Raw genomic sequence first — 12,643 nt, forward strand, 5'->3', positions numbered from 1 at the left:
CGATTTAACTAAGCTTGATCAATTTCTGCCAAAATGTCCAAGGATTCTTGACAGAGTTTTTCATGGAAAGAGCCATTACTAGCAAAGATGCCTCCCCACTGACGGACATCGCCTCGATTGTAGGTGACAGGTTCGCCATTAAAGTAGGTGAATTTTCCGCCAGCTTCTGTCAGGATCAGTTCGGGTGCAGCAAAATCCCAGTCTTTAGCGGCCGATTTACCCGATAGGGAAATATAAATATCTGCTTGCTTTTCTAGGATAGCCACAATTTTACAGCCCACACTACCGACATAGTGGCGATCGCTGAAGGGAAGACGCTCAATTAGATCCTGAAAACGTTGATCGCGGTGGGTACGACTGACAACCAGAGTCAGGGAATCAAGAGTCGGTTGGGGGAATAGCTCAATTTTCTGCAATTCTCCCGATTGAGTTTCTACAAAAGTGCCTTGACCTTTCACAGCGAAATATAACTTTTCAGCTTCAGGAACTCCGACAACGGCAAGAACGGGGTGTTGTTGATAAGCCAGGGCAATATGGAGGGCGTATTCTCCGGTGCGATCAATAAAATCCCTGGTGCCATCGAGGGGATCAATAATCCACACCCAATCCTGGGGCAAAGGTTCGCTTCCTTCATGGGTTTCTTCACTAAGATAGCCAAATTGTTCTAGCCCAAAAGCAGCCTGGAGTTTTTCTAAAATGTACTGATTGGCGGCCTTATCGGCGGCGGTGACAGGGCCGTCTTTTTTATTTTCCTGAACATCGAGGTTAGCGGCAAGACTACCGTGATAGTAGGAACGCAAAATCTCCATAGCTCCCCAGCCCACACTACGGACAGTCGGGATCATGACGGCTAAATCGATGGTGGTATGAGTCACAATAATTTCCTAATATTTCCTAGAGATGAGAGGTTAAGGACAAAGATTTTCAAAAAATGCTCAGTCTATAATATCACCCCATCTAAATGGGTCTGGGTCAAAATGGTCTGTTGTAGGTTTGCTCCATTCAGATTGGCCCCACTCAAGTTCGCTCCGGTCAAATCAGCCTGACTGAGATTAGCCTGTTCTAGATTCGCCCTAGTCAGATTAGCATAACGAAAATTAGCCTTCTTCAGATTGGCCCAACGCAAATCTAAGCGATCGCCGTCAATATAGCTAAAATCGGCTTCTAGGGCATAGGCTTGTTGAAAATGGGCCCGCACTAATTTGGCTTGACATAAATTAGCCCGATAGAGATAAATTCCCTGGGCCTCTGCTTCCGTAAAAATACTTTGACTCAGATCGGCTTGATTAAAATTGGCTTCCTGTAAGGCCGACTCACTGAGATTACTGCGTTGTAACAGGGCGCGACAACCGTTAATCCGTCGCAGATTCGCTTGACGAAGATTGGTCGCAATCAGATTGGCTTCACTGAGATCCGCTTCACTGAGATCGGCAAAACGGAGATCCGAGCCGATTAAATTAGCTCTTTGTAAATTAGCGTAGGGAAATTTGGCCTGGACAAGATTGCAATTAGTAAATTGAATGCCAGCTAAATTGCTATGGCTAAATTGATAACCGTGAAGATCCACACCGCTCTGGTGCAGGGGAATTACCTGGCGATCGCCGCGATCTAGATCACGATAAATCAAACTTTTGCCATTCATGATCTCCATTCTTTTAATGTGAATTGCAGCTTAGAACGCGCTTTGTAGTGATTTTGACTCTATTATAGGAGCAAGGGGTAATGCTAATCTCTGAAGTGAATTACTTTAATTCATTAAAAAGTTTAATTAAAAAGAGTTAATTAACGGCCCTCAGACATCGAATAGAGTATATCGCCTTACTCCCCCAGTCTCCCCCTCTCCCAGTCTCCTCTATGGCATTAATTCAATGGTACCCTGGCCACATTGCCAAGGCTGAACGTGAACTGAAAGAACAACTCAAAAAAGTGGATGTGGTTTTAGAAGTGATCGATGCCCGTATTCCTTTGGCTTCTCACCATCCCCAAATTATCGAATGGATCGGCAGCAAACCCCGTCTTGTCGTGCTCAATCGGGTGGATATGATCCCAGAAAAACTGGGCAAGGAATGGTTAAGCTGGTTTCGGAACCAGGGAATTGAGGCCTATGGGGCCAATGCCAAACAGGGAGAAGGGGTGAAAGCGATTAGTAAAGCGGCTCAAGCAGTGGGGATAGCCATTAATGAAAAACGGCGATCGCGGGGAATGCAACCAAGAGCAGTACGGGCCGTGGTGGTGGGTTTTCCTAATGTGGGTAAATCGGCTTTAATTAATCGCTTACTAGGGCGCAAAATTGTGGTCAGTGCTAGAAGGGCGGGGGTAACGCGACAACTGCGCTGGGTTCGTATTTCGGATACTTTAGAACTATTAGACGCACCAGGGGTGATTCCCCTTAAACTGGAAAATCAAAATGACGCGCTAAAATTGGCCATTTGTGAAGATATTGGAGAAGCTGCCTATGAAAATCAACTTGTTGCGATCGCCTTTATTGACTTATTATTCTCCCTAAATTTATCAGCTTTTCTAGAAGATCGTTATCAAGTGCCGCCCCAGGAAATGACCGCCGAATCTTATTTACACCAGTTAGCCAGCGATCGTTTTCAAAATGATTTAGAAAAGACTTCTCGGCAACTACTCAATGATTTCCGTAAGGGTTTAATCGGCACGGTTCCCTTAGAGTTACCTTTCTAGGCAAATTATAGTAAGTCTCATAAAAACCTTATTTTTAATAAAACTTATCATCTCTCCCCTTGCATTTTATCTCGATTTTGATAAACTTTAAAAAAGGCAAATAGAGAAATCAGGATCAGTTGTTATGAAAATCAAGTCAGCCGTCATAAATCTAAGCTTAGGTTTTTTAGGGAGTTTACTGGTTAGTAATTTCCCTCAATATTTAGGATTTAATCCTGAAAAAGCATCTGCTCAAACTCCTTCCTGTCCGCTTTCTGCGGATATTGCTGTTACCTTTCTTAACTCTGAATGTAAGGAAGTTGTATTAGACAAGCCCCAGAATTTTTATCGTTATTTCGGTAATAATGTTTCCAAATATGGCAGGTACTTAACCAGTAATCAATACACAACAAACGTAGATGTAATCAGAAATTTAGCCCTTGATCAAAGTTGGCAACCTCCTAATCCTGCCAGTATGAAAGTGACAGTGACCTTACCGGCTGGAACAACTGTTTATCAGGGAATTGTTGCTCCTCAAAACCCAGCATCTTGTTATCCAGGTGGCGGACAACAGACCTTTATTAAAGATTCAAGAGATCCTAATATTAAATGGTCTGATGGTGAAAGTATTACTGTAAAACCGTTTAGTTGTCCTTAGAATTACCAGAATTCGTTTTACGCAAATTTTATGTCAAGTAAAAAATCAGAATTTATTGGTTTGATTGACTCTGCCATTACCCTATCTCAAGAACTTTCTTTAGAAGAGGAACCTAAACGTTTAGCAACGGTGGTTGATGTCCTTCAACGGCTCAAGCATCAGGTATTGGAGGATAAGTTAGAACCCTCAAAAGGCGTTTTAACCTTGGGGTTATCCCGTGAAGTCGCTGATTGGATTGGGTCATTAGATTCGCCCTTGCTAAAGGCAGTCGGTCTGATCGAGCAGTATTATCAACAATATTTTTAGGTTAATTGACGATATTTTGAACGTTGCTTATTTGAGAGGTTAACAAATTGAATTTACAGCCCTAAAAACTACCTGAGTTAAGGATTTTCCAAAATTAAGCAACGTTTTCTATTTCACTAATCTCCTATTTTCTTCAGGCGATCGCTCTCTGGCATAATAACAGTCAAAAAGCTCGTCGTCTGAACCAACAATAACTTTCCCATGATCAATGAAGCTGTCTCTCAAAAGCTCAAGGAATTTGTCAACTATTGTCACCAGTATATCAAAGGTGATGAAAAAGGCGATGCTCAAGTCTTTTTAGATCGTCTCTTATAGGCTTTTGGTAACGAAGGCGCGAAAGAAGTTAAGGCAGAATACGAAAAACGGATTGCCAAAAGTAGTCAACAAGGACGAACTGGCTATGCCGATTTTGTTTGGCCCTCTCGTGTCTTAATTGAAATGAAAAAACGGGGAGAAAATCTGGATAAACACTATCCTCAAGCCTTTCGTTATTGGACTTATTTAGTACCTGATCGCCCACGTTATGTCATTTTATGTAACTTTGATCAATTTTGGATTTACGATTTTAATCTACAAGTTGATACCCCTGTTGATATTATTGCCCTGGAAAATTTACCTGAACGGGCTAGTGCTTTTCGCTTTTTAGAACCGGCTAATTTTCCTCCTATTTTTCGCAATAATCAGGTCGAAGTAACGGAAAAAGCCGCGAGCCGTATGGGGCAATTATTTAAACTATTAAAAGCGCGTCAAAATCAAAGTAAAGTCTTTGATGAATTGATGGCCCAACGCTTTGTTTTGCAATGTGTTTTAGCGATGTTTGCCGAAGATCGTAAATTACTCCCGAATGATTTATTTGTGGATTGTGTGCAAGCTTGCATGAAAGGTGAAAGTTCCTACGATGTTTTAGGGGGTTTATTTCGCGCCATGAATAGTGCAGGTATTACTCCAGTCGGTCGCTATAAAGGAGTAGATTATTTTAACGGTGGTTTATTTGCAAAGATTGAAGCAATTGAGTTAACAGAAAAAGAATTAGAGTTATTAAATGCAACTGCCTTACAGGATTGGAGCAAGGTTCGACCCGCTATTTTTGGTAGTATTTTTGAAGGAACAGCGAATAGTCAGGAACGTCATACTCATGGTATTCATTTCACCTCAGAAGTGGATATTATGAAAATTGTCCGTCCAACCATTAGTGAATATTGGGAGGATAAAATTGAAGCGGCTAAAAACCTAGAAGAATTAAGTCAATTAGAACAGGAATTAAGAAGTTATCGAGTCCTTGATCCAGCTTGTGGTTCGGGTAATTTTCTCTACATTGCCTATCAGGAACTAAAACGTATTGAACGGCTTTTATTTGAAAAAATCGCTTTAATTTCAGGGGATAATCAGCAACAAAAAATTGGCGTTGTGACACCGATTCAATTTTATGGCATAGATATAAATCCCTTTGCGGTGGAGTTAGCACGAGTAACGATGATGATTGCCCGTAAAGTGGCCATTGATCGCTTTGATTTAACGGAGCCAGCTTTACCATTAGATACTTTAGATCAAAATATTATCTGTAAAGATGCTTTATTTACTCCCTGGCAAACGGCGGATGCGATTATCGGTAATCCTCCTTTTTTAGGTGGTAAAAAACTGCGATCGCTGTTAGGTAATAAATATACCGAAAAAGTTTATAAAGCCTTTCCTGAAGTGGAAGGACAGCCTGATTTTTGTGTATTTTGGTTTAGGAAAACAACTGATTACTTAGGCGAAAAAACGCGAGCAGGTTTAGTGGGAACCAATTCTATCACCCAGGTTTCAGGACGAAGGGCCAGTTTAGATTATGTGGTTAATCATGGAGGCATTATTCATAGTGCAATTTCTACTCAAGAATGGTCGGGAGAAGCTGCCGTTCATGTCAGTATTGTTAATTGGTCGAAGCAACAACCGAAACGTAAGGTTTTAGATGGTCTAGAAGTTGCAACCATTTCTTCTTCCTTAAAAAATGAAATATCCATAGCCAGTGCTATGCAGTTAAAAGCAAATGAAAATATGTCTTTTGAGTCCTGTGCGTTAGGAGGAAAAGGATTTATCATTTCGGAAGAAGAAGCTCAGGAATGGATCAAAGCGGATGCAAAAAACTCGAAAGTGCTTAAACCGATGATTGATGGGAAAAACTTAATTCATTTCTATCAAAAAAAAGATTGGGTAATAGATTTTAATGATATGTCTATTGAACAAGCTTCACTGTATAAATTACCATTTCAACGGGTGAGAGAAAAAGTTAAACCAGAACGGGATAATAATCGTCGCAATGCCCGAAGACTTAACTGGTGGCAGTTTGGTGAAAAGAGACCCGCCATGAGAAAAGCTTTAGAAAGTTTAGACTTCTATTTTGCCTTACCTAAAATTGTCAAATGGGTTATGTTCGCTCGTGTTAATATTAATATTCTGCCCTGTGAAGCCAATATGGTCATTGCCTCGGATGACTTTTATTTACTGGGAATTCTTACTTCTCAGATTCATCAGTTATGGGTTAAAGCTCAACGCTCAACGCTTAAAAGTGATACTCGCTATACTAATACAACTTGTTTTGAAACCTTTCCATTTCCCCAAAATGTTAAATCTAATTTGATTGAAAAAATTCGCATAAAAGCTCAGGAATTAGATCAGTATCGCACTGAACAGATTGAACAAAAACGATGGAGTATCACGAAACTCTATAACGAATATTTTCACGAACCTGCTAGCCAACTTTATAAACTTCATCTCCAACTTGATCGCCTAATAATGGAAGCTTATGATCTGACAACAGAAAATGACATTTTAGCAGAACTTTTAGCTTTAAACTTAGAACTTGCTGAACGAGAAAAACAGGGAGAAACGATCATTGGAGCCAAAAATTTTCGACATTTTAGCCCAAGTTAGACCGCTCTGGGTTAAATCCTTTACACTAAAAGAGTTTCGATCTGTTAAGCCTTGTGTGATAATTTTCCCCTATAAATCTATGTGTTGCCGATCATTACCAGAAACCGTTGGTAGTAGCGGTTTTTGAACTGTTGGATATTTTGCAAGCGGTATCTTTAAGACCTCAGAGTGTCAACGGTTCTTAGCAGATCATAAATTTCATCGGTGTAATTATAAAACTCGGTTTGTCGTTTAATTTTATAATTGCGATCTTCGGGTAAATTAATGGTTAATTCCCGTTGGACGGTTCCTGGTCTAGCACTCAACACATAAATACGTTGGGCTAAAAAGACGGCTTCGTCAACATCGTGGGTAATCATTAAAACGCTACACTTGATTTTCTGCCAAATTTCAATTAAATATTCGTGCATTCTCTCTTTGGTTTGCACATCTAAAGCCCCAAAGGGTTCATCCATTAATAAAATTTTCGGATGACAGGCTAAGGAACGAGCGATCGCCACCCGTTGTTTCATTCCTCCTGATAATTCTTTGGGGTAAGACTGGGCAAATTGAGTAAGGCCAACAATATTCAGATAATAACAGGCTAATTCCCAGCGTTCCTTTGTGGATAATCCCTGTAGTTTTAAGCCAAATTCAACATTTTTCTGTACCGTCATCCAGGGATACAGCGTATAACTTTGAAAAACCATACCGCGATCGGCCCCTGGCCCTTTTACTTCAATGCCATCAACGGTAATTGTGCCAGAAGTCGGTGTATCTAACCCTGCAATCATTCGCAACAACGTTGATTTTCCTGAACCAGAAGCCCCGACCGCGCAGACAAATTCAGCACTATCAACGTGCAAATTAATATCTTTTAAAGCGACAATAGGGCCTCGTTTAGTCGTAAAAATTTTATTGAGTTGGCTAATTTCTAAGTGCATAATGTTCTTTTCCTATCGGGTGCGACCTTTAGTTGATAAAAGCTGTTGTAATCAGGGTTCTACAGGGAACCCATATTGATCAAGTTTTGCCCAAAATTGACTCCATCGTTCCTTGGTCAATACCAAAGCTCGTAGGCTCAAAATAATTCCTGCTCCTTTTTCCTTCCATCGCATCCCTGAACAACATAATCGTTGTTTGACCAACGTCTTACAAGCTGCTTCCGTAACACCTGAACCAATCGGATACTTTTTCTCTATGTATTCAGCATAATCCATTTGATGCTGATGATTCTCGTAATAAGTAATCGCCGCTTGTAGTTTCTCGGTAAGATTCTTAGAATGACTTTTTTCTTCTTTGACTTCTTTCATCAGATTTAGCAGTTCTCCTGCTTTTCCTTTTTCATGCTTGAGTTCTCGACAATTTTCAGTCAACCATTCTTTTTGTTTTGACACGGTATTCGGATGCAACGCTTCTGCCAAGGCACCTAAGTAACCAGAGGCATGATAGAAATCTAATATCTGTTCTTCCGTTTGCTTTTCTAAAAACTTCCAATTTGATTCTGCCCCGTCTGCTATCCCGACCAATGTTGCCTCTGGATAACGGTTTTTCGCTCGCTCAATTTCTCTTTCTAATCTTTCTAGAAAACTCTTTTTTCCATACTCTGGTGCCGCACCTAGATAGATTGTATGTTGACGTTCGCCTTCACTATCGTATAGGGAAACGGTTCCCACCATTGCTTCACGGTAGCCATCCTCACACATCAGCATACAGGTTCCATCTAATCCTATTCCCACTGTTGCAATTTGGCTATCCTCCTTGGGCGGGGCATAACTCCACGCTTCTTCTTTTGCCTGTACCACACTTCCTACTGCTTCACTCAATCTTTGGATATAGGATAGCGCTACTTTTCTACCATGATTTTCTAATAAATCATTTTTCACCTCTTTGCCTGCCATCCCTGACATTTTTGAGGATACCTGTTTTGCCAATAATGGCGTTGATGTTATGATTATCCTTGCTTCTCTTTCTAAGGGGCAATACGTTTTTCCTCAAAGGTGAACGCTGATATACATGACGATTCACTATAACCTCACCATAAGGTGTTTGATATTCTTTCGGTTGCTCTCCCTTACTCTTCCAGATTTCTTCACCGATTTTTAAGGGTGAACCATCTGTATCTAAATATTTCAAGGCTTCTTTGCTGGCGATGCAACCTACTTCGTTTAAGCCTTTTTGAATATTTATTTCTGTATCCAACATTGAACGACTTAGTTCTAATGTTAGTTCTATTTTTATCTTTGAACCCTCTACATTAATTAGTTTTGCTGTCATCATTGTTTCCTCTTTGTCACTTTTCATCCCATGTTAACACTTTTCTTTTCCTTCATCAACTAAAGGTCACACCCTTCCTATCATTAAAAAGCAAAATGAATTAAGATAATTTTTGTAGGGACATAATATATTATGTCCTGGATATTTTAAATTAACGAGTAATTGACCATTTACAAGTCCACCGTAAAAGCAAACGAAAACTCAAATCAAGACCAAAACCAATAATTCCTAAAACAATTAAACAGGCAAAAATTTCATCAGTTCTGAGAAATTTCTGTGCTAACAAAATACGTTTCCCTAAACCATTATCTGCCGCAACTAATTCTGCTACCACCACTAAATTCCAAGCCGCCGCCATATTGACACGAAAGGTATCAATAATATTAGGAATAATATAGGGAGTAATGACTTTAAATAAAACCTGTTTTCGAGTTCCTCCCAAAGTATAAGTGACTTCGATAAGTTCACGGGGAATAAATTTCACTGCATCCATAATCATCAGGGTATTAAAAAAAATCGTCCCGATAAAAATGAGCATTACCTTGGATGTTTCTCCAATGCCTAGATAAATCACCAACAAGGGAATAAAGGCGGGAGCAGGCATATAGCGTACAACGCCAATAATCGGTTCCATTAAACTGCGAATACTGGGAAAAGTTCCCATTAAAATGCCCAGGGGAATAGCAAATAATCCTCCCAGAAAAAAGCCCCCAACTACTCGTAAAAAGCTGGTGACAGTATCTTGAATTAAAAAGCCCTGTTGTGCCAATTTTCCTAAAGCTTGAATAACGGCTAAAGGAGAGGGTAAAAATACCGATTCAATGCCCGCAAAACTAGAGATCAGTAACCACAGAATCAAAGGGACAAGAATGGAGGAACCCATTAAAATCCACTTCAGGGATTCAGGAATATCATCTGTGATCCGCCAAAAAGTTGTTGGAGTGAGAGTTTTCTGTGTTGTGGTCATGGGATTTTAAAAGAAAAGAATAATTTTGATCACTCGTATCACCCAGTTAAAATAAGTTTCTTAAATTCAGTATTTCGTAGGGACATAATATATTAGACTTCTTGCACAATAGCTTTTGATCCCCCTAAATCCCCCTTAAAAAGGGGGACTTTCTTGAATCTGCAAGAAGTCTATTATATCCCCCACAAATATTTAGTTTCTAATCCACAAAATAATAGATATTTTATTTAAGTTTTCTTATCTTCTTTTGCCAATGCTTTGACAAATTGTGGGTCTAAAATGGTAGTTAGATCAGGGACTTTTTTGATAAAGCCAACTCCTTTCATAAATTCCGCCATTTTTTGAGCAGCAAAGGGCATATTCTTCATGGTTTTGCCAGGGCTAAAGGCTTCCAGATTTTGTTTTAAGGTAAAAAATTCAGTTCCTTCTTTATACAAGGCTAATTCCTCTAAGCTGATGCCTGCTCGCTTGGCCATAATTTCATCGGCTTTTTGAGGATTTTTGACCATAAAATCTCGAACCTCAAACCAGGTTTTTACAAGGGCTTGAACCTGTTCTGGTTTTTCTTTGACTAATTTGGCACTGACCACTAACAGATCGGGAATGGCCCCAGGAAAGGCTTTAGAACTGATTAATTCTTTAGAACCTTTTCGTTTGAGAGCCGTTGACCAAAAGGGTGGAAAGGCTCCCACTCCATCCACTTTTCCCGAAGCAAAGGCAGCGGCGGCGGCTCCTGTTTCCATCGGCACAATTTGCACGTCTTTACGGCTCATTCCCTCTTTTTCTAGAGCTAAACTGAGGAGAAAATCATCGACAACACCCTCTTCCACAGCGATTTTTTTACCTTTTAAATCTTTAATGGTTTTAATCTCTTCTGTGACAATAATTTTGTCATTTCCCGATGAATTATCATTAACTAATACAGCAACTTCACCATTGACAGCATCCCCCGCAAAGGCGATCGTATCGTTGAGGGTTTGACTATTACCATCCAGTTGACCTGCGGCCAATGATTGTAAGGATTCCAGATAACCATCAAACCATTTCATCTGAACATTAACGCCGTTTTTAGCAAATAATCCTTCTTCTTCGGCGATCGCCCAGGGCCACCACCCCGCCCAGTTACTATAACCAATGACAATGGGAGGAGTATTACTCACAGAACTACTTGCATTGGGAGTTTGTTGAGGAGCTTGATTACAACTAACGGTCAGTAGTAAGCTACTACAAAAAACGAGAATTAAGGAGAAAAAGTTGCGCCGTTTCATAGGGAATCGTTTTGGGGAATAGCTAATAATAAAACAGGAATAAAATTTTAAAACTGTTACTGATTAACAATTCAATAATATCGGGGCGTTGACTTGGCTTTTTACCCAATTTAACCAGGCTTCTAAGCCTTCCCCTGTTTTAGCGGAAAGGGGAATAATAGTTACATCAGGATTCATGGAACGAACATTTGCTTCTAAACGTTTTAAATTAATCTCTAAATAAGGAGCTAAATCTAATTTGGTAATAATCAAGCAATCGGCTTCTTGAAACATAATCGGATATTTAAGCGGTTTATCTTCTCCTTCGGTAATGCTTAACAGAGCGACTTTGGCGTGTTCTCCTACTTCAAATTCGGCTGGACAAACTAAGTTACCCACATTTTCCACAAACACTAAATCAAATTCTTTGGGGTTGTAATTTTCTTTTAAACGATGGATTCCCCCTGCTACCATTTTGGAATCTAAGTGACAGGAACGCCCCGTATTAATGGCAATCACAGGAACGTCATATTGTCTTAGGCGATCAGCATCCAGTTCAGTCGTCATATCCCCTTCAATGACGGCCATTTTTAATTGATTTTTTAAAGCTGCAAGGGTTTTTTCTAAGAGGACAGTTTTGCCTGCGCCAGGACTACTCATCAGGTTTAAACAAGTAATGCCCCACTCATCAAAATGTTCGCGGTTGTGATCAGCTCCTGCTTGATTGGCATGGAGAAGATTCATTTCCAATACTGCGTCAAAGGTTTGGTGCATTTTAATTGATAATTGATAGTGGATAATTGATAATTAGACTGGTAGGGGCGAATTGCGTTCGCCTAACTCTGAGAATGAATTGCGATCGCCCAACTCTGTTTAAGAAATTAAGGAATATTCAATGTGATCAATTTTTAATTCCCGACCTGAGCGAATATCCTCCATTGGCGATCGGCAGGTTGGACAGGAATATTGCAAACCAATTTGGGGTTTATAGTCTTGTTTGCAGGAATGACAATAGGCAATTAGGGGAATATCTTTAATCACTAATTCAACGCCTGCAAGAAAAGTGTTTGAGGTTTGGACTTCAAAGGCAAATTGTAAACTGACAGGTTCGACACAGGTAAATTCACCGACCATCAGATGAATTTTCTCAATTCTGGGCTTTTCGGGTTGGCTATCATACCAATCTCTAACTGTCATAATTAACGCTTTGGTCATATCAGTTTCGTGCATGAATTTTTACTTTTGATTCATCTGAGTTCTGGGATCAACATCAGTAACTGTAATCTTGAGTACATCTACTTCTTTTTCTTGCAAAGTTCCATTTTTATCCTTGGAAATTGCGCGAATAATCACTTTCATTTCAGGGAGGTTTCCTTTGTCATACTCTTTAAGTAAATATCCTAGATACTGACCAACAGCTTTTTCAGCTTGTTTTTTTGTTTTCCAAAGTCGTGCTATTTCCAATACATTGGTAATGTCAATGTATTCATCCTCTACTCCGTCATCAATAACAGTTTTGGATACATAACCATTGACTTGGGGAAGAATGACCAGTGCATACCCAAGAGTTTTGTTGGCTTGAAAGCCAAATCCTTTAGCCATAATTTCACTCCTACATTGATTTTTACC

The 12,643-nt window shown here is 39.8% G+C and carries 12 protein-coding genes and 1 pseudogene; 4 read left to right on the forward strand and 9 right to left on the reverse strand.

Going from position 1 to position 12,643, the window contains the following annotated elements; translation table 11 throughout:
• Positions 1–8: 8 nt before the first annotated feature.
• Complete coding sequence (locus KA717_28775) at positions 9–875, reverse strand: 3'(2'),5'-bisphosphate nucleotidase CysQ (GenBank protein ID UXE59707.1); 867 nt, start codon at positions 873–875, stop codon at positions 9–11.
• 65 nt (positions 876–940) lie between these two features.
• Positions 941–1,627, reverse strand: coding sequence for a pentapeptide repeat-containing protein (locus KA717_28780; protein ID UXE59708.1), 687 nt, complete (start codon positions 1,625–1,627; stop codon positions 941–943).
• A gap of 227 nt (positions 1,628–1,854) precedes the next feature.
• Here KA717_28780 and ylqF point away from each other — a divergent pair, with 227 nt between their 5' ends.
• From ylqF to KA717_28800, 4 genes are all read left to right on the forward strand, one after another.
• Positions 1,855–2,688 carry a ribosome biogenesis GTPase YlqF gene (gene ylqF / locus KA717_28785; GenBank protein ID UXE59709.1) on the forward strand — a complete coding sequence of 278 codons (834 nt, stop codon included), beginning with the start codon at positions 1,855–1,857 and terminating at the stop codon, positions 2,686–2,688.
• Positions 2,689–2,812: 124 nt separating this feature from the next.
• Positions 2,813–3,325 (forward strand): hypothetical protein, encoded by a 513-nt coding sequence (locus KA717_28790; protein UXE59710.1) that lies wholly within the window; start codon positions 2,813–2,815, stop codon positions 3,323–3,325.
• 30 nt (positions 3,326–3,355) lie between these two features.
• Positions 3,356–3,631 carry a hypothetical protein gene (locus KA717_28795; GenBank protein UXE59711.1) on the forward strand — a complete coding sequence of 92 codons (276 nt, stop codon included), beginning with the start codon at positions 3,356–3,358 and terminating at the stop codon, positions 3,629–3,631.
• A gap of 438 nt (positions 3,632–4,069) precedes the next feature.
• Entirely contained in the window at positions 4,070–6,544 is a 2,475-nt protein-coding gene (locus KA717_28800) for an N-6 DNA methylase (protein ID UXE59712.1), read from the forward strand.
• Positions 6,545–6,699: 155 nt separating this feature from the next.
• Here KA717_28800 and KA717_28805 read toward each other — a convergent pair whose 3' ends face one another.
• The 7 genes and pseudogenes from KA717_28805 to KA717_28835 all read right to left on the reverse strand — a co-directional run bounded on the left by KA717_28805 (position 6,700) and on the right by KA717_28835 (position 12,616).
• On the reverse strand, positions 6,700–7,467 hold the full coding sequence (locus KA717_28805; protein UXE59713.1) for an ABC transporter ATP-binding protein: 768 nt from the start codon (positions 7,465–7,467) through the stop codon (positions 6,700–6,702).
• Between the two features lie 51 nt (positions 7,468–7,518).
• Positions 7,519–8,800, reverse strand: a pseudogene (locus KA717_28810) (ISKra4 family transposase).
• A gap of 151 nt (positions 8,801–8,951) precedes the next feature.
• Complete coding sequence (locus tag KA717_28815) at positions 8,952–9,767, reverse strand: ABC transporter permease (GenBank protein UXE59714.1); 816 nt, start codon at positions 9,765–9,767, stop codon at positions 8,952–8,954.
• A 227-nt stretch (positions 9,768–9,994) separates the two neighbouring features.
• Positions 9,995–11,035, reverse strand: a complete 1,041-nt coding sequence (locus KA717_28820; GenBank protein ID UXE59715.1) for an ABC transporter substrate-binding protein — start codon at positions 11,033–11,035, stop codon at positions 9,995–9,997.
• A 63-nt stretch (positions 11,036–11,098) separates the two neighbouring features.
• Positions 11,099–11,788, reverse strand: coding sequence for a hydrogenase nickel incorporation protein HypB (hypB, locus tag KA717_28825; GenBank protein ID UXE59716.1), 690 nt, complete (start codon positions 11,786–11,788; stop codon positions 11,099–11,101).
• A gap of 99 nt (positions 11,789–11,887) precedes the next feature.
• Positions 11,888–12,244 carry a hydrogenase maturation nickel metallochaperone HypA gene (gene hypA / locus KA717_28830; protein UXE59717.1) on the reverse strand — a complete coding sequence of 119 codons (357 nt, stop codon included), beginning with the start codon at positions 12,242–12,244 and terminating at the stop codon, positions 11,888–11,890.
• 6 nt (positions 12,245–12,250) lie between these two features.
• Positions 12,251–12,616: a hypothetical protein gene (locus tag KA717_28835; GenBank protein UXE59718.1), complete on the reverse strand. Its 366-nt coding sequence runs from the start codon at positions 12,614–12,616 to the stop codon at positions 12,251–12,253.
• Positions 12,617–12,643 lie beyond the last annotated feature (27 nt).

The organism is Woronichinia naegeliana WA131, from assembly GCA_025370055.1.
Classification (GTDB): Bacteria; Cyanobacteriota; Cyanobacteriia; order Cyanobacteriales; family Microcystaceae; genus Woronichinia; species Woronichinia naegeliana.